The organism is Klebsiella sp. 28 (assembly GCF_018223905.1).
Lineage (GTDB): Bacteria > Pseudomonadota > Gammaproteobacteria > Enterobacterales > Enterobacteriaceae > Klebsiella > Klebsiella pneumoniae.
Window position 1 is genome coordinate 1 of sequence record NZ_JAGRQY010000125.1, and the last position, 17917, is coordinate 17917.

Consider the following 17917-nt stretch of genomic DNA (forward strand, 5'->3'; position numbering starts at 1 on the left):
CCTGAACACCCCGGATTTTGACCACTGCTTCGCCTTTATGCAGGCGGTCGGGAACGGCTATGCTGACGCCTATTTACCTATCGTCGAACGCCGGAAAGCCACGCCGTACGGCGAACGCGAGCGCCACTTTCAACTCTACCGTCGCGGCCGCTATGTCGAGTTCAATCTGGTCTGGGACCGCGGCACCCTGTTCGGCCTGCAGACCGGCGGGCGTACGGAGTCGATTCTGATGTCGATGCCGCCGCTGGTGCGCTGGGAATATGATTATCAGCCCGAGCCCGGCAGCCCCGAGGCGGCGCTGAGCGAGTTTATTCAGGTGCGCGACTGGCTGTAACGGCCGGATGGCGGCTGGCCACCCGGTAGCGGAGTCTCTTCCCTCACACCCACTGGCGCAGGCGATGGTGCAGCGTCATCGACGGTTTCTCAGCAAACAGCTGCTGATAGTCGGTGGCGAACTGCCCCAAATGCCAGAATCCCCACTGCATGGCCGCCTCCTTGACCGTCTCGCGCTCTGACCAGGGGCTTATCAGCTCCCGACGCACGGCGTTCAGGCGGATCCGTTTGAGCCAGGCGTTAGGACCAATCCCCAGTATCGCATGGAAGGCGTTTTGCAAGGTGCGACGGCTGACGTACAGCTGCTGGCACAGATCGAGAACGGTTAACGGCTCCGCGCTGTTTTCCAGCACATATTCGCGCGCCTGCGCCAGCAGGCGGCGGTAGCTCTGGTGGCTGACGCTCTCTGCACTTACCATCGGCTGCGCTTCTTCCAGCATCGTGCCCATCGCCAGCAACAGATTATCCCGCAGGACTTTACGCACGGCCGGCTGATGAAGGGTATCCGGATGCTCGCTAAAGGTGGCCAGCGCCTGCTGGACAAACCCCCACAGCGCGGCCTTATGCGGCTCGCGGACCGCCAGCGCTGACTGGTTGCGTAGCATATGTAGCACTCGCTCCGGGTGGTGCAGGAAACTGGCGTGACGCGCAATCACCTCCTGCGAAATCACTACCCCGAGAATGGTGTAATCATCCGGCGTGCTGAGCTCGAACTCCGTACCGCCGGGACGGGTGGCGATTTCTGCCCGGCCCAGACACTGCGAGCCGATAAAACCTTGTTCTCCCCGGGTCGCCGGAATGCCAAACCAGAAGGAGTTCGGCCAGACCAGGCAGGACTGGCGCAGCGCCAGCCCGGTATATTCGCGGAAGACCTGGATCTCATCGAGCAGGATTTCGGTAAACTCGCCGCGAAACTGCCCCGGATGCAGCTGATCGTAGATCTGTTGCCAGGCGGTAATGGTCAGGGCGTGCTCATACACATCGGTTGTGTGTCGTTGATGAATATTGTCAATTTCAACCTGAGGCGTCAGCCTGGTGTCTTCCGGCAACGCCTCGCAACAGAGATGGTGCAAATTTGCAGAACGACGCTTTTTCATAATCGTTAAAGCCGGGGGCAAGCCGCTCCCGGCACCTCCGACAGGTTATGGATTTTTGAGACGATAGCGGCTACTGCGTTTTCGTAGCGTCCCTGCGGAAAAGAGCTGCTCCAGCGCCTGGCGGGCCTTATCCAGCGGCCAGGCAAAATGCGCGGCGACCTCGCCGGCCGTCATGCCCTGACGAACTGAAGCCAGCAGCGTCAGTAAGGCTTCCGATGAAGCCGGGTCAGCAGGCGGCATGGGCGCTGGCGGCGGTGGCTGAAAACCCGCCGATCAGCCGCTGGGTATCCTCTTCCGGGCGGCCAATTTCCCGACGGCTGATCACGCAGCCGGTCCGCCGGGCAGCGGCGGACCCGGCATCCAGCGCGGCGCGGCAGGCCGCCAGGTCGCCCTCCACCACCAGCGTTAACCTGCCCGGGTCGAGCACTTCATGACTGAGCAGGCGCACATTGGCCGCCTTAAGCATGGCATCCGCAGCGTCTATAGCCGCGACCATGCCCTCCACTTCGAGCAATCCCAGCGCATTGATCATCGCTCCCTCCATTACGCACGCTGTACAGGATGACGGGCAATATCGAGAACGGCATCGGTAAAGGCATTGCAGGCGGCTTTACAGGCGGCCTGGCTTCCCGTCAAAAAGGCGGCCGAATAGTTGGTTTCCGATGGCGGCGGGACGTAGGTCACCAGCTGAACGTCGGCCGACTTCATCGCCGCATCGATACCAAACGTCGCCTCCAGCGGCGGCGCCACCAGATAAGCGATCGGATCGCCCAACGCGATGCCAGCGGCCGATGAAAGATAAGAGCCGGTACGCGACACCACGTGCGCCAGAAAGGCGGTATCTTGCGCGTCGTTAGCCCACTGGAATGCCGCCCCACCTTCAATATGCGCCATCATGGCATCCAGCCCGGCGCGAACTTCCGCCGGGTTCGGGCCGCCAAGCATGATCAGTACTTCGCCGGCGGTAGGCGACGGACCATGGGCCGCGCCGGCGTAGAGGGAGCGGCCATAGACCACCTCCACCATCGCCTGCTTTGTCGCTTCGTCGGCGGCAATATACGTCACATCGTCAGAATCTGCCGTGATGAGTCCGAGGCTACGTATATGCGACGGTAATTTAAGCTCGCGCGCGAAACCGTCATTCACCGAGGCAATCACGCGCATCGCGGTAACCGAGGGTCGAATCAAATCTAATGCTGGCATGATGCCTCCTTAACGGCTCATGTTGATGCCGGAGGCTTTCTGCTCCAGCATGCGTTTGGCTAAATCCACGATCACCGCGGCGGCTTCTACCGGCGGGGTGCCACCCTGGTGGATATTGGAGATACAGGTCCGGTCGGCCTCGACGGTGGTCGCCACCCGCGGGGAGTACACCGCGTAGCAGGAGAGGCTCTCCGACTGGCCGAGCCCCGGGCGCTCGCCAACCAGCAGGATCACCACCTTCGCGCCGAGGATCTCGCCGATCTGATCTTCAATCTTGACGCGGCCATAGCGCACGAAGAACGGCGTCCCGACCTTCAGACCCGCCTGTTTCAGGCCCGCAAGCAGCGGCGGCAGGATCTCTTCGTAGTTGGCGGTGATGGCATCCGTCGACAGGCCATCGGACACCACCACCTGCACATCCGGATCCATCACGCACTGCGCCTTCAGCGCATCAATCGCTTCCGGACTGAGGCGACGGCCCATATCCGGACGCGTGAGGTAGAGGTTCTTATCGCTAATCTCGGAACGCACTTCCAGCAGCCCCTGCGCTTTCACCCACGCTTCCGGCACCTCTTTGAGCACCGTGTCTTTCGAGCGCGAGTGATCGGCCAGGAAGCGCAGCAGCGCCTGAGTGCGCGGACGCGGGCCGGCGCGGCCGGTGCAAACGCGCGCCGCGGTACTGCGTTTCAGTTCAGTCAGTACTTCGGCGCGGTGCGGATGTTGTACCCCAATCCAGGCTTTCGCTTCCGCTGAGCCCAGGTCCAGCGTGCAGCTTTCCACCACCGCTTCGCTGGCGCAGGCGGCATGGCAGGCCGGCGTCGACGCTGCGGGGGCCTGCGGCTGCGACTGTGGTTGTCCCATCGACGCCATTACGCTGCGTACAATGTCTTCAATCTGTTTTTGATCCATGATGTGTCATCCCCGCGTCATCAGAAGAACAGTGACGGATCGCCCGCCCGTTTGGTCAGGCGACCATTTGCCATAATGCCCATCGTTTCCAGCCAGCGTTCAAACTCCGGCGACGGCCGCAGGCCCAGCAGCTGGCGCACGGTCGCGGTATCGTGGAAGGCGGTGGTCTGGTAGTTGAGCATGATGTCGTCGCCGAGCGGCATGCCCATGATGTAGTTGCAGCCTGCGGTCGCCAGCAGGATCATCAGGTTTTCGTTGAGGTTCTGGTCGGCATCGGCATGGTTGGTATAGCAGCAGTCGCAGCCCATTGAGATGCCGCTCAGCTTGCCCATAAAGTGGTCTTCCAGTCCGGCGCGAATGATTTGCCGGTCGTTATAGAGATACTCCGGCCCGATAAAGCCCACCACGGTGTTGACGAGGAACGGATCGTAGTGCCGCGCCAGGCCATAGTTACGCGCTTCCATGGTCACCTGGTCGGCGCCGAAGTTAGCGCCCGCGGAAAGCGCCGAGCCCTGCCCGGTTTCAAAGTAAAGACAGTTCTCCCCGGCGATGCGGTTAAACTCCGCCCCCACCGCCCGCGCTTCATCGAGCATCGCCAGCTCGACGCCGAACTCTTTAAGCCCTTTTTCACTGCCGCAGATGCTCTGGAAGATAAGCCCCCCCGGCGCGCCGCGGCGGATGGCTTCAATCTGGGTGGTGACGTGCGCCAGCACGCAGCCCTGGGTCGGGATGTTAAACTTGTCGATCACCCCGTACACCGTATCCAGCACCCGGCTCAGGTTCTCCACGTCGTCAGTGACCGGGTTGACGCCAATCACCGCGTCGCCCGCGCCGAAGGAGAGCCCTTCATAGATTTGCGCGGCAATACTCTGCACGTCGTCGCGGGTATCGTTCGGCTGCAGGCGGCAGCTAAAGGTCCCCGGCAGACCGATGGTGGTATTGGCTTTTTTGATCACCGGCATTTTTTTACCGCCGTAGATCAGATCGGCGTTGGAGCAGATCTTGGCCACCGCAGCCACCACCTCGGAGGTCAGCCCTTTGCGGACAAAGGCGATATCGTCGCTGGTGACCTCGTCGTTGAGCACGTATTCCCGCAGGTCGCTGATGGTCCAGTGTTTAATCCGCTGATAGGCGGTTTCGTTCACGTCATCCTGGATCAGGCGCGTAACGCAGTCCTCCTCATACGGGATCACTGGGTTATTACGGATATCGGCTACCGTCATATCGGAGAGCACCTGCTTGGCGGCCACGCGCTGCTGCGAACTCTCCGCCGCTACCCCCGCCAGCACATCCCCCGAACGCAGTTCGTTGGCTTTCGCCAGCACCTCTTTTACATCCTTAAACTGATAAACATTGCCGAACAATGTGGTCTTTAGTTTCATAAGTCGTTCCCTCAGGAAGGAAATGCGAGTGATTTCACCGTCACCGGCACAACCGATCCGCCAAAAAGAGGCGTACCAATGTCGATATAGTCTCCCGCCCGGATGCTCACCTCATCGATGACCGCCAGCGGAAGGTGTGGAAGCTGTGGCCGCAGCAGCATGCCCAGCGCTTTGCCAAAATCCTGCTCGGCCACCAGCAGCAGTGGACGGGGATTGGGAAAGCGGGCGACAAACGCCAGCAGGGCGTCAATTACGGTCAGTAAGGTGGCGTAGCGCACCGGAAGTGAAGCGGGAAGCGCCAGCACGTAAGCGTCCGCCTCGGGGGCCAGATCGAGCTGCGTCAGCGCCTGGAGCCAGGCGTTCGGCAGATCGGCGGCATCCTGCGGGATAGCCACCGGCAGATTGCGCAGCGGCAATGGAACCCCCTCCAGCCAGATGGTGCTCCCGGACAGGGACAGGGTATGCGCCCCGGCGCCAATCACCGTGGCGCGCACGGTTTGCGCCGGGAACTGCACGTTCATCTCACGCAGGCGCGGATGCTCATGCAGGGCCGTGGCCAGCAGCGGCCCGATATCGGAAAAGCAGAAAGGATCGGCGGGCTGATGGCGGTAGCACTCCCCCACTCCGCCGGAAAGGGTAATCACCTCCGGCTGAACACCCGCAGGCAGTACTTCGGTTTGCATCAGCCCCTGCGCCAGCGGTGAGAGGATGCCGTCGATCACCTCGACGATCAGCGCCGCCATCCGGCTCGCCACCTGCGCCAGCTGCCCGGCGGTCAGCGCCAGGGCGTTAGTGCCGGCGCCAAACAGCGCATCAACAATCCGCTGCCCCGGCGGGTGCGCGTGGACCACGCGCCCCTGAGCGTCGGTTTCCAGCAGGCGGCCGCCGACGTTGAGGCAGGCGGTGGCGCTGACGTTTCCGGCGTCAAACAGGGCATAGTTCGAGGTACCGCCGCCAATATCGATATTGAGCACCCGGCACATCCGCTGCCGGGACAGGGTCTGCGCCCCGGCGCCGTGTCCGGCAATGACCGACTCCAGATGCGGCCCGGCGCTGGCGACGACAAAATCGCCCAGCGACTGCGAGAGCGCCATCACCGCCGGGCGGGCATTGCGGGTTTTCGCGCTTTCGCCGGTGATGATGATCGCCCCGGAATCCACCGCTTGTGGAGCGATCCCTGCGGCCCGGTACTGAGCCAGAATCAGCGCCTCAAGCTCGGCCTCTTTCAGTTCTCCCTGCTTATCAACCGGCGTAAAGAAGACCGGGCTTTGCCAGCTAATGTCGCGTTTGATGAATTCATAACGCGGCACCTGGGAAACCGCCGCGCGGTTCACCAGCTCGAGGCGCGAGAAGATCACCTGCGTGGTGGTGGTGCCGATATCAATACCGACGCTCAACAGCTGGCGCGTGTTCACGAGTGCGCCTCCGCTTCGTTGTTGGCAGGCGCCGGTACGTTTTCATCTTTTGGCACCAGCAGCATCGCCACGCCAATCGCGGTAATGCCGCCGACCAGCTTGCCGACAATCATCGGAAAGATCATGGCGTTCATATTGGCCGCCGCAAAACCGAGATGGTCGCCGAGGGCGAACGCCGCTGACACCGAGAAGGCGCAGTTGATCACTTTTCCGCGGGTATCCATCTGCTTCATCATGCCGAACATCGGAATATTGTTCGCCAGGGTAGCGACCATGCCGCCGGCAGCCATATTGTTGATTTTTAGCAGATTACCAACGCGCATCAGCGGCTTTTCAAACCAGCGGGTCAGCAGGAGCACCATCGGATAAGCGCCGAGCAGCACGCAGGAGATAGAGCCAATGACTTCGATGGCGCGCATCACCTCGCCGGGCTGGTCGCCAGGCGCCATAAAGATCGGATCGAGCCCCGGGATCAGCTCCCAGCCGAGCAGGAACTTGATCACCGCCGCCGCCAGGCCGATGGTGATCAGCGCCACGAGGAATTTGGCGAAGATCTGGAAGCCGTTGATCATTTTTTCCGGAATAAACTTCAGCCCCAGCGCCACCAGCACGGCGACGATGATCACCGGGATCATATTCATCAGGATCAGCGCGAAGGTAAATGCTACCGGCTGGCCGTTGATCTCCACCCCGGAATACATCGCCACCAGACCGCCGGCGATACAGCCGATGGGAATGGTGACAATGCCCGCCAGCACGCCGAGCGCCAGCCAGCGGCGATCGGTTGGTTCGATAATGCCGAGCGCCACCGGAATGGAGAACACAATGGTCGGCCCCATCATAGAGCCGAGGATCAGGCCTGAGTACATCCAGGCCGCCACGTCGCCGCCCGCGAGTTCTTTAGCGAGGAAGAAACCGCCCATGTCGCACGCCAGCAGCGTGCCGGCGAACATCGACGGGTTGGCGCCGAGCATCTCATACAGCGGAATAATCACCGGACCAAGCAGATGAGCCAGCACTGGCGCCAGGGCGGTCATCCCGACCATCGCCAGGCCCAGCGCGCCCATCGCCATAAACCCTTCTTCAAACTGACCGCCGGATCCCTCAATGCTTTTCCCCAGTTTGCCGAGAAAGCGCGCCGAGCCGCCGAACTGCGACAGGATCCTGTCCACGGCGGCAATCAGCATAAAGAACATCATGATGTACATGATGATTTCGTTAATTCCCATAGCCCTTACTCCCTGTCATTTATGATTTGTAGATACTGTGAATACCGGGACATTAGCCGCACTCAGGCGACTTTCCCGGGCCGCGGCGTGAACGCCTTACCCGGGCTACGGCATAGCAGACGGCTGTGATCCTGTAGCCCGGCTAAGCGCAGCGCGAGCCGGGAAAGCCACAGCCACACGCCTCCGGGAAAATCGGCATTTATCGCGCCGCCGCGTACAGCTCGATAATCTGCTCCCGGCTGGCGGTGCGTGGATTGGTGCGCAAACAGATGTCCTCCTGCGCCGCTTGCGCCCAGGCGGCGTAGTGCGCGGACGTCGCGCCAGCCTCCGTCAGCCGCATCGTCAGACCGACCTCGGCGATCAGCTCGCGCACGGCGGCGATAGCCTCGCGGTCATCGGTTTTCTTGCCGGTTAACGCCCGGCCGATCTGGCTGAAGCGCGCCCGGCGCACCATGCGGTTAAACTCCATCACCGTTGGCAGCAGCATGGCGTTGGCCAGACCGTGTGGAATATGCAGCGCCGCCCCCGGCTGATGCGCCATGGCATGGCATAGCCCCAGCCCGGCGCTGGAAAACGCCATCCCCGCCATGCAGGAAGCCAGCAGCATGTTTTCCCGCGCCGCCAGATCCTGACCGCAGCCCACCGCTTTCGGCAGCGCCTCGCCGATCATGGCTATCGCCCCCATCGCCAGACTGTCGGTAAACGGCGTGGCGTGGCGGGCGCTGTAGGCCTCGACGGCGTGGGTCAGCGCATCAATCCCGGTCATTGCCGTGATATGCGGCGGGACGCCTTCGGTCAGCGCGGCGTCGAGGATCGCCACATCCGGCATCAGCGAGGCATGCGCCAGCACCTGTTTGCGTCCACTCACCGCATCGATAATCACCGTCACATTGGTGGTTTCAGACCCGGTGCCAGCGGTGGTCGGCACCGCGATCAGCGGCAGACGTGGACGCAACTCGCTGTGCTCCGTCATCTCCCCCAGCGTCTGCTCAGGATTGGCGACCAGCAGCGCCACCGCCTTCGCCGCATCCAGTACCGATCCACCGCCAAAGGCCACCACGCCGTCGCAGCGCGCGTCCCGCAGCTGGGCGACGGCGGCGCAGACATCGGTGACGCAGGGTTCGCCGGCGGGACAGGGCCAGAGAGTCATAGCAATCCCTTTCATCGCCAGGCTACGCTCCAGCCCGGCGGTCATTCCCGCCTGATGGAGAAAACTGTCAACCATGACAAACAGATGCCTAAGGCCCCGGGACTGCGCTTGCGGACCGCAGGCCGCCAGCGCGCCGACGCCGTGCAGCGTCACCGGCGGAACGTTGAAGCTTTTCATTTGCTGAAGATTCAGCGTATCAAAGGCATGGAACAGCGCCGTCTGCAGTTCAGCTTGCATACATCCCCTCCGCTTTTTCCCTCCCGCTGTTGGCGATTGCCAGCGGGGTCATAAACAGGCTGTGCTGCGGCAAATGCACCGGTAATGCCGGGAAGCGCTGACGAAACAGCTCATGCACGCCCGGCTGCATACAGGCGCCGCCTGCAAGCCACAAATCGACAATCCCTTGTCCGGCAATATGTCGGGCGACAATTTCGGCCATCTTCTCGTACACCGGCTTAACCACCGGCCAGATCTCCCCGGCGTGGCTGCGCTTGTACTGCTCCGCCTCCTCAAGCCCGATGCCGCGATTCCCGGCCAGAGTCAGGGAGATATGGTGGCCGCCGGTGGCTTCATCCGCCGAATACGTCACCCTGCCCTGTTTAACGATGGCGATCCCGGTGGTGCCGCCGCCGATATCCACCACCCCGGCGTTATCGAGCTGCAGCAGATCGGCCACCGCGGTAGGCTCATCCAGCACATGACTGATCTCCAGCCCGGCGGACTCCAGGACATTGATCGAAATGCGCGGCTCGGTACCGGGCGGAAACGAGGTCGCCGCATGGGTGAAGCGGCAGCCCAGCTGCTGCTCGAGAGTCGCAAGATGTCGGCGCACGAGGGTGACGGCGCCAAAAAAATCCCAGACGATGCCGTCGCGCACCACGTCGGCCCAGTCAAGGCATACCGCAACCGGTTGGCCATCACGGTCAACCACCATCGATACCACGTCGCAGGTGCCCAAATCGATGCCCAGCCACAGCGGCGACTCGCTGGCGGCGGGCGCCTGGTTACACAGGGCAGCGGCTTTTTGTAGTCTCGGCGAAAGCCAGCGTTGTTCGTCGTGCGCCATGTTCATCCCTTATACGATTCGAAACGCATCCACCAGCACGCAGCGGCGCAGACGAACGAAGGTCCGCGCGCTGGTCACCCCTTCCCCGGTTGGGGTGGTGATGGTCATGGTGGTCCAGCCCTCGCCGCCCAGCCCAAGCCCGGCGATGCACGGTCCGTTTTTGACGAAGATGCTGGTGTCGATGGCGTTCGCCATCTGGTTCATGTTGTCGATGTTGCTCGAGTGCATAGCCGCCGTATGGTGGCAGCCGCCTTCCAGTTGCACCGCCAGGGCGATGGCCTCCTCGACGTTCGCCACCCGCACCACCGGCAGCACCGGCATCATCAGTTCAGTCACCGCAAACGGATGGCTGGCGGGGGTTTCCACGAACAGCAGACGGGTTTGCGCCGGCACCTGCAGACCAATCGCCGCGGCGATTTCGCCCGCGTCGCGACCGACCCAGTCGCGGCTGACCGTGCCTTTGCCGCGCTCGTCAATATTTTTCAGCAGCAGCGGCTGGAGCTGTTCGGCCTGCGCCGCCGTGAGTTTCACCGCCTGCTGGCCTTCCATCAGGCGCATCAGTTCGTCGGCAACGCTATCGACCACGATCAGCACCTTCTCGTCGGCGCAGATAATGTTGTTATCAAAAGAGGCACCTTTGACGATCGCCTGCGCGGCGCGCGGTAGATCGGCAGTCTCATCCACCACCACCGGCGGGTTGCCGGCCCCGGCGGCGATCAGGCGTTTGTTGGTATGTTTGCGCGCCGCCTCGACCACCGCTTCGCCGCCGGTCACCACCAGCAGGCCGATGCCAGGGTACTTAAACAGCCGCTGGGCGGTGTCGATATCCGGGTTCGCCACGGTCACCAGCAGGTTGGCCGGGCCGCCGGCGGCCACTACCGCCTGGTTAAGCAGGGTAATTGCCCTTTGCGAGACCTTTTTCGCCGCCGGATGGGGGGCGAAGACCACGCTGTTGCCGGCGGCAATCAGGCTAATGGCGTTGTTGATCACCGTCGCCGCCGGATTGGTGGACGGCGTCACCGAGGCCACCACGCCCCAGGGCGCATTTTCAATCAGCGTCAGGCCATTATCGCCGGTGAGCACCTGCGGAGTCAGACACTCCACGCCCGGCGTGCCGCGCGCCTGCGCCACGTTTTTGGCAAACTTATCTTCAACGCGTCCCATGCCGGTCTCCGTCACCGCAAGCTCCGCCAGTTCACGGGCATACTTTTCACCCGCCTCACGAATGGCCTGAATCACCTGCTGACGCATCGCCACCCGCTTTAATCCCTGCTGGGCCACCGTTGCCGCCGCGACAGCGTCATCCAGTGAGGCAAAAACGCCCATATCATGAACGGTGCCGGCAGGCTGGCTGCTGTCTTTCATTTTCAGCAGTACCGCTTTCACTACCTGTTCAATGTCCTGTTGATTCATGATTTTTCACCCTACTTATGGAAGAGCACCTGACCATCGGCCGCAGCCTCATCCACGATACCAATCACGCACAGATCGACCGGAGAGGCGCCGTGTGCGTGCGCCTGTCGCGCCGAGCTGCCGCTGACCAGCAGTACCCACTCTCCGCATCCCGCGCCGATGCTGTCGATGGCGACCGCACATTGCCCGTCGGGCTCGCCGCGGGCATTGAGCATCTCCACCATCAGCAGTTTGTCGTGGGCCAGACCTTCATGGCGTACGGTGCAGACCACATATCCGGTTACCACAGCCAGCTTCATGTCCGTCTCCGCGTGTGATGTGCAGGCCGGAAAAGCGCAACGCCATCCGGCATTCATGCCTTTTCATGGCCGGATAGCGACGCGCTGGCGTCTTATCCGGCCAGAATTTTCCGGCACCCCTCCCCCGTTAGATGTTGCTGTCGCCCTTGAAGCTAATCGGGAAGACCTCTTCCAGATCGCCATGCGGGCGCGGGATGACATGTACAGAGACCAGCTCACCGATACGCTGAGCCGCTGCCGCCCCGGCATCCGTCGCAGCTTTGCACGCCGCGACATCGCCGCGCACCATGGCGGTCACCAGGCCCCCGCCGATCTGTTTCACTCCCACCAGCTTGACGCGGGCCGCTTTGACCATGGCGTCGGAGGCCTCAATCAGTGCAACCAGGCCCCGGGTTTCAATCATTCCTAATGCTTCCATTGTGTTTTCCTCTCATAAGGGGTCCTGAAGGGGACCATTCATTCAACCAGCGTGGACGAGTCGGGGATCCGGCTTGCGTCCGTCTGGCGCGGTACCGACGCCACCAGCGCCAGTTCGATAATTTCCTCTACGCTACAGCCTCGCGAGAGGTCGTGAAGCGGGGCGGCCAGGCCCTGGATCAGCGGCCCGATGGCGCGATATCCGCCCAGCCGCTGGGCGATTTTGTAGCCGATGTTGCCCGCCTCCAGCGACGGGAAGACCAGCACATTGGCCCGGCCCTGCAGCGGGCTGCCGGGCGCTTTGTGCGCAGCGACGTCCGGTACAAAGGCGGCGTCAAACTGCAGCTCGCCATCGACCATCAGCTGCGGCGCCCGCTGACGCACGATCTCCGTGGCCTGCTGGACGTTAGCCACACAGGGATGCCGGGCGCTGCCGTGTGTCGAGAAGGACAGCATTGCCACCCGCGGCGCTTCGCCAGCGATCGCTTGCCAGGTCTCGGCGCTGGCAATCGCGATATCCGCCAGCTGCGCCGCGGTCGGCTGCGGCACCACGCTGCAGTCGGCAAACCCCAGCGGCTGTCCGGCATACTGCGGCAGCATCAGAAACAGCGAAGAGAGCGTTTTACATCCCGGCTGCAGGCCGATAAGGCGCAGACCAGCGCGCAGCACGCTGGCGGTTGACGAGAGATTTCCGGCGATACACACCTCGGCCTGCCCGGCGCTGACCATCGCCGCGGCGAACATCAGCGGGTCGGCCAGCTTGTCGACCGCGTCAGCGGGCGCTTTATCGCCGGCGCGCGCCTGCCAGGCGGCGGCAAACGCCTCGCGCATCGCCAGGTTGCTGTGCGGATCGATGACCTGCACCCCGGTCAGCGGCAGACGTTCGCCAAGGGCGAACTGCCGCAGCGCGAAGGGGCTGGCGACGAGGATCGGATGCGCCAGGCCCTGCTGCTGCAGATAATGCGCCGCCTTCAACACGCGGACGTCCAGCGCATCCGGGAACACCACCCTGGCGGGGGCGCGCAGCGCCAGTTTGCGACACTGGTCAATGATCATCTTCACCTCCCAGCTGCTGCTGTAGCTGCCTGAGGGTTGGCGGCGAATCCGTCACGCCCAGGATCATCATCACGTAGACCGCGCTGGAAAGGCGGTTGAGCGCTTGCATAATATCGGCGCGCTGGACCGCAAATTGCGGCGTAATAAACACCTGCGCCGCGGTCACCTCCGCCTCGCGCACTTTGCTGCGCAGCAAATTAAGCAGCGCGACATCGTGCCCATGGCGGGCCTCCGGCACCAGGTGATCGTGACCCAGGTAACGCAGCGGCTGATGGGACAGACGATGCAGCTGCGCCTCGCTGAATCCGGCTATCGACTGCGCCGCCAGCGGTTCCTCCAGCGCATCGGCGCGCATGATGTTGCCCAGCCGCGAACGGATATCCGTCAGCCACGGCTGCCAGGGCTCCGCCAGTTCAATTTGCAGCCACACCGTCAGGGCGATGGTGCTGTCCAGCACCGCGCGGAAGGCCAGCCGCGGATCGTTTTTCGCCACCAGGGTATCGGCCGTCAGATGAGTTAAGGTGTCCGGCTTTTTGCCCACCGGCTGGTGACAAAGCTCGCAGCAGGCCTGGGGCGGATGGTCGCTGCTGGTCAGGACATGCACCGGCTGCGGCGTCTGTTCGTCATCCTCGACAAACAGGCGCCCCTGGCGGTCGAGAAATTTGACCCGCAGATGCCGACTTTCCAGCAGTTCCCTCGCCGAGGGCGTCAGGCGGACATCGGCAGGAAGATGGATTTCACCGCCTTCGCTGAGCGTATGATTCGCTCTGAGCCACGCTTCGGTAATGAAATCGTTCATAGCGATTGCCAGTTTGCCGGCCAGGCGACGTACAGGAAGCGCACCGTCGACGGGGTACCGAATTCGATGCTGGCGCCTTTCGGGATGAACATGACGTCCCCCGCTTTGGCGACCAGCGTTTCCCCCTGATGGCGCACATGCAGCTCGCCCTCCAGCACCATATCGATTTCGTCGTAGTTCAGCGTCCACGGGAAGAAGGCGTTCTCCCACTGCATAAATCCGGCGGCCATGCTGCTGCCATCCTGGTCAGTCACCAGGTCCGTTAAGCCAACGCAGTGCGGCTGGGCGCCGTCGAAGCGGCCAAACTTCACGCTGCTGCCGTCGATCACTTTGATGCCGCCTTTGCCGGTCACTGCCTCAAATCCCGGCTGCATCGCCTCCTGCTCCAGGGACTGCTTCTCCTTCATCACCTTTTCCATCAGCTGCGCCACCAGGCTTTCGGTAAACTGGCCTTCCGGCAACTGCGCCAGGATGGTTTCGCGGATCCGCTGGCTTTCCGTTTTGTCGCTGTCCGCCGCTGTCGCCGCCGGCGCGGCGCCATCGTCTTCGGTGATAGTGAATCCCAGCAGCTCGGCGACTTCGCGCGCTTCCGGGGTGATAATGCTGGCGCGCAGAACTACTGACATCGCCTGTTCGCCGCGCGCGTGGGCGGCACGAATATCGTTAGCGGTAATGAGTTTCTTCACCTGGCCCTTCCTCCTTTTGGCTGAGCTCACTCAAGTAATTTTCCAGCGGCGCAACGCTTTGCGGATCGCAACCGTTGAGGGCGAAAACCGGCGCCTGAAACCCCATCCCGTCCAGCAGCTGCCGCACCGCGGCGACGTTGGCATCCGGCAGATCCGTTTTGCTGATCGCCACGATAAGGTGCTTTCGGCTGCCAATATCCAGCAACCCGGGTGGCAGGCGACTTTCGGTATCATTGGCCGCATGGACATAAATCAGGGTGTCCACATCCTGCAAGGTGGTAATTAAGGCGTGATACCAGCGCGGATGGCTGAAATATTCCCCGGGTGTATCGATGTCGCCACGATCGTTAAATTCCAGCGCCTGCGTTTTTCTGGCGAGGGAATAATTCCCCTGCAGGGCATTAAATAACGTGGTTTTTCCTGCACCGACGGCGCCGACAATCGCAATACGCTTCATGGTCGCTCTCAATTAACTTTTCGTTAATTCGCACAAGGTATAATTTAATAAGCGGCCTAATCCGCCGATGGTCTGCAGAAGCGCCTCCTCCACCGCGCCGACCGAGCCGTAGATCACCAGCGCGCCGCTAAACCGGTCGAGAAAACCGATGTGCACGTCGGCGGCCTTCATCGCCAGATCGCCGGCGATCATCGCCGTTTCTCCCGGCGTCAGCGTCATAATGCCGATCGCGCCGGATTCGGGTACGCCGATCTTTTTCGCCAGCTCCGCTCCCGGGTGGGCAATCAGATGCGCCAGCGTGACCTGTTTGCCTGGTACGAATTCCTGAATAATGCGTTCTTTATCCATGACTGATTGCCCCCTGAAATCTGTCCTCATGGTGACGGTATTTCAGCGCGGCAAATAACAAATTTCGGCAAGTGGGGTTAAAAGGTGAAGTGGATCACTCAGGAGAGAAAATAATATTGCGGTGGAATTAAAAAGGCAGGCTCAGCGTTTTTTACTCACCGGCCTGCCTGATATTGCGCGCGGAAACGGATCCGCGCGTTAGCGGGGGAAATAGAAAATTACAGCGGTTCGGTTTGCGCTTCAACAACCGCCAGCGCCACCATATTAACGATCCGGCGTACGGAGGCGATCGGCGTCAGGATATGCACCGGCTTCGCCACCCCCATCAGCACCGGCCCGACGGTCACCCCTTCCGAACTGGAGACGCGCAGCAGGTTATAGCTGATCCGGGCGGCTTCCATATTCGGCATCACCAGAATATTGGCCGCCCCCTTCAGCGGGCTGTCCGGCATGCGATCGTTGCGGATGCTTTCCACCAGCGCGGCGTCGCCATGCATTTCGCCATCGATCATCAGCTCCGGGGCGCGGGCCTTCACCAGCTCCAGGGTTTTACGCATTTTGCTGGCTGACGGACAGTCGGCAGAGCCAAAGTTGGAGTGCGACAGCAACGCCACGCGCGGTTCAATACCAAAGCGTCGCACGCTTTCCGCCGCCATCAGGGTGATCTCCGCCAGCTCTTCCGGCGACGGATCGTGATTGACATAGGTATCGGCGATAAAGGTGTTGCCGCTCGGCAGCAGCAGCGCATTCATCGCCCCGGCGGTGCTGACGCCGTCGCGATAGCCAAACAGCGGCTGCACCACGCGGTAGTGATCGTGGTACTCGCCAATAGTCCCGCAGATCATCGCATCCGCTTCACCGCGATGAACCATGATGGCGCCAATCACCGTGGTGTTGCTAATCACCGCCCGCTGCGCCTGCTCCTGGGTAATGCCGCGGCGCTTCATCAGCTGGTAGTACTCGCTCCAGTACTCTTTAAACCGCGGGTCGGATTCATTATTGACGATCTCAAAGTCAACGCCGGCCTTGATCTGCAGGCCCAGCTTCTGGATGCGCATTTCAATCACGCTCGGGCGCCCCACCAGAATCGGTTTGGCCAGTCCCAGCGACACCAGCTCCTGGGTGGCGTGCAGCACCCGAGTCTCCTCCCCTTCCGCCAGCACCACGCGCTTCGGCTCTTTGCGCGCCTGAGAGAAGATAGGCTTCATAAACAGGTTGGTTTTATAGACGAACTCGCTCAGCTTCTCGATATAGGCGTCAAAATTGGCGATCGGGCGCGTCGCCACACCGGAGTCCATCGCCGCCTTCGCCACCGCGGGGGCTATCTTGACGATCAGCCGCGGGTCGAACGGTTTCGGAATGATGTAGTCCGGACCAAAGCTTAAATCCTGATCGCCGTAGGCGGAGGCCACCGCTTCGCTCTGCTCGGCATGGGCCAGCTCGGCAATCGCATGCACCGCCGCCAGCTTCATCTCTTCGTTGATCGCCGTCGCGCCGACGTCCAGCGCGCCGCGGAAGATGAACGGGAAGCAAAGTACGTTGTTGACCTGGTTAGGGTAGTCGGAGCGGCCGGTACAGATGATGGCGTCATCGCGGACCTGCTTCGCCAGCGGCGGCAGGATTTCCGGCTCCGGGTTGGCCAGGGCGAGGATCAGCGGCGCCCGCGCCATCTTCTTCACCATCTCCTGAGTCAGCACTTTCGGACCGGAGCAGCCGAGGAAAATGTCGGCGCCGTCGATCACGTCATCGAGGGTGCGTTTGCCATCGTCTTCCACCGCATAGGCCGCTTTGGTTTCCGCCATGTTCGGCTCACGGTCTTTATAGATAACGCCTTTCGAATCGCAGACCACGATGTTGTGCTTTTGCATCCCCAGCGCCACCAGCAGATTCATACAGGCGATCGCCGCCGCGCCCGCGCCGGAGACCACCATCCGCACGTCGGACAGATTCTTCTCGACGACGCGCAGACCGTTGAGGATCGCCGCGGTGCTGATGATCGCCGTGCCGTGCTGATCGTCATGGAAGACCGGGATATTCATCCGCTCGCGCAGCTGCTGCTCGATGTAGAAACACTCCGGCGCTTTAATATCTTCCAGGTTGATACCGCCGAAGGTTGGTTCGAGGGCGGCGACGACGTTAATGAATTTGTCCGGATCCAGCTCATCGACTTCGATATCAAACACATCGATACCGGCAAATTTCTTAAACAGGACGCCTTTGCCCTCCATTACCGGCTTACCGGCCAGCGCGCCGATGTTGCCGAGCCCCAGCACCGCGGTGCCGTTGGAGACGACCGCCACCAGGTTGCCACGGGCAGTGTATTTGTAGGCGGCCAGCGGATCTTTTTCGATTTCCAGGCAGGGGGCTGCGACGCCCGGCGAGTAGGCCAGCGCCAGATCGCGCTGGGTGGCGAGAGGTTTGGTCGGCGAGACCTGGATTTTTCCGGGAACCGGAAATTCGTGGAAGTCGAGGGCGCTCTGTTTTAACTGCTCATCCATTTTCTATTCCTTTCTTTCACGTATCGTTCGTAGGGGAAAAGCGTGATGACCATCCTGTCGTTCACCTTTCAGTGGCAGACAGTATCCCTCCTGGCGGGGCGATAAACTTTGAACACCGCCAAACTCTGGCCATCGTTATGATTTTGTTGTTATCAATTTA

General features: G+C 61.8%; 18 protein-coding genes and 1 pseudogene. 1 reads left to right on the forward strand and 18 read right to left on the reverse strand.

The annotated features are described in order from the left end of the window. Positions 1-334 (forward strand): coproporphyrinogen III oxidase (locus KHQ28_RS20475; RefSeq protein ID WP_211777667.1); only part of this gene is annotated, 334 nt, incomplete at its 5' end. Positions 335-377: 43 nt separating this feature from the next. Here KHQ28_RS20475 and eutR read toward each other — a convergent pair. The 18 genes and pseudogenes from eutR to maeB form a co-directional block, all read right to left on the reverse strand. Continuing rightward, positions 378-1430, reverse strand: coding sequence for an HTH-type transcriptional regulator EutR (gene eutR / locus KHQ28_RS20480; protein ID WP_002913642.1), 1053 nt, complete (start codon positions 1428-1430; stop codon positions 378-380). A 45-nt stretch (positions 1431-1475) separates the two neighbouring features. Beyond that, positions 1476-1962, reverse strand: a pseudogene (eutK, locus tag KHQ28_RS20485) (ethanolamine utilization microcompartment protein EutK). A gap of 11 nt (positions 1963-1973) precedes the next feature. Further along, positions 1974-2633 carry an ethanolamine utilization microcompartment protein EutL gene (gene eutL / locus KHQ28_RS20490; protein WP_004174905.1) on the reverse strand — a complete coding sequence of 220 codons (660 nt, stop codon included), beginning with the start codon at positions 2631-2633 and terminating at the stop codon, positions 1974-1976. Positions 2634-2642: 9 nt separating this feature from the next. Further along, positions 2643-3542: an ethanolamine ammonia-lyase subunit EutC gene (gene eutC, locus KHQ28_RS20495; protein WP_004213213.1), complete on the reverse strand. Its 900-nt coding sequence runs from the start codon at positions 3540-3542 to the stop codon at positions 2643-2645. 20 nt (positions 3543-3562) lie between these two features. Then, positions 3563-4924 (reverse strand): ethanolamine ammonia-lyase subunit alpha, encoded by a 1362-nt coding sequence (gene eutB / locus KHQ28_RS20500; RefSeq protein WP_004152001.1) that lies wholly within the window; start codon positions 4922-4924, stop codon positions 3563-3565. 11 nt (positions 4925-4935) lie between these two features. After that, on the reverse strand, positions 4936-6339 hold the full coding sequence (gene eutA, locus KHQ28_RS20505) for an ethanolamine ammonia-lyase reactivating factor EutA (RefSeq protein WP_032418575.1): 1404 nt from the start codon (positions 6337-6339) through the stop codon (positions 4936-4938). Next, positions 6336-7568 carry an ethanolamine utilization protein EutH gene (gene eutH, locus KHQ28_RS20510; RefSeq protein ID WP_020325282.1) on the reverse strand — a complete coding sequence of 411 codons (1233 nt, stop codon included), beginning with the start codon at positions 7566-7568 and terminating at the stop codon, positions 6336-6338. Before eutH ends, eutA begins: the two co-directional genes overlap by 4 nt. A 199-nt stretch (positions 7569-7767) precedes the next feature. Next, entirely contained in the window at positions 7768-8955 is a 1188-nt protein-coding gene (eutG, locus tag KHQ28_RS20515; protein WP_016947278.1) for an ethanolamine utilization ethanol dehydrogenase EutG, read from the reverse strand. Then, positions 8945-9784 carry an ethanolamine utilization protein EutJ gene (gene eutJ, locus KHQ28_RS20520; protein WP_032418573.1) on the reverse strand — a complete coding sequence of 280 codons (840 nt, stop codon included), beginning with the start codon at positions 9782-9784 and terminating at the stop codon, positions 8945-8947. Before eutJ ends, eutG begins: the two co-directional genes overlap by 11 nt. Before the next feature lie 9 nt (positions 9785-9793). Then, positions 9794-11197 carry an aldehyde dehydrogenase family protein gene (locus KHQ28_RS20525; RefSeq protein WP_032418572.1) on the reverse strand — a complete coding sequence of 468 codons (1404 nt, stop codon included), beginning with the start codon at positions 11195-11197 and terminating at the stop codon, positions 9794-9796. A gap of 11 nt (positions 11198-11208) precedes the next feature. Beyond that, complete coding sequence (gene eutN, locus KHQ28_RS20530) at positions 11209-11496, reverse strand: ethanolamine utilization microcompartment protein EutN (protein WP_002913719.1); 288 nt, start codon at positions 11494-11496, stop codon at positions 11209-11211. Between the two features lie 127 nt (positions 11497-11623). Further along, on the reverse strand, positions 11624-11914 hold the full coding sequence (gene eutM, locus KHQ28_RS20535) for an ethanolamine utilization microcompartment protein EutM (RefSeq protein WP_000387720.1): 291 nt from the start codon (positions 11912-11914) through the stop codon (positions 11624-11626). A 38-nt stretch (positions 11915-11952) separates the two neighbouring features. Next, positions 11953-12969, reverse strand: coding sequence for a phosphate acetyltransferase (pta, locus tag KHQ28_RS20540; RefSeq protein WP_004185055.1), 1017 nt, complete (start codon positions 12967-12969; stop codon positions 11953-11955). Continuing rightward, a complete protein-coding gene (gene eutT, locus KHQ28_RS20545; RefSeq protein ID WP_032418570.1) occupies positions 12959-13768 on the reverse strand; it encodes an ethanolamine utilization cob(I)yrinic acid a,c-diamide adenosyltransferase EutT in 810 nt (269 codons plus the stop codon). The genes pta and eutT overlap by 11 nt, the downstream gene beginning before the upstream one ends. Continuing rightward, positions 13765-14454, reverse strand: a complete 690-nt coding sequence (gene eutQ / locus KHQ28_RS20550) for an ethanolamine utilization acetate kinase EutQ (protein WP_004180849.1) — start codon at positions 14452-14454, stop codon at positions 13765-13767. The genes eutT and eutQ overlap by 4 nt, the downstream gene beginning before the upstream one ends. Next, complete coding sequence (eutP, locus tag KHQ28_RS20555) at positions 14432-14911, reverse strand: ethanolamine utilization acetate kinase EutP (protein ID WP_002913727.1); 480 nt, start codon at positions 14909-14911, stop codon at positions 14432-14434. The genes eutQ and eutP overlap by 23 nt, the downstream gene beginning before the upstream one ends. Before the next feature lie 12 nt (positions 14912-14923). Next, the gene (gene eutS, locus KHQ28_RS20560) at positions 14924-15259 is read right to left on the reverse strand and encodes an ethanolamine utilization microcompartment protein EutS (RefSeq protein ID WP_002913729.1); all 336 of its coding nucleotides are present in this window, start codon (positions 15257-15259) and stop codon (positions 14924-14926) included. Positions 15260-15477: 218 nt separating this feature from the next. Continuing rightward, the gene (maeB, locus tag KHQ28_RS20565; protein ID WP_032418568.1) at positions 15478-17757 is read right to left on the reverse strand and encodes an NADP-dependent oxaloacetate-decarboxylating malate dehydrogenase; all 2280 of its coding nucleotides are present in this window, start codon (positions 17755-17757) and stop codon (positions 15478-15480) included. Positions 17758-17917 lie beyond the last annotated feature (160 nt).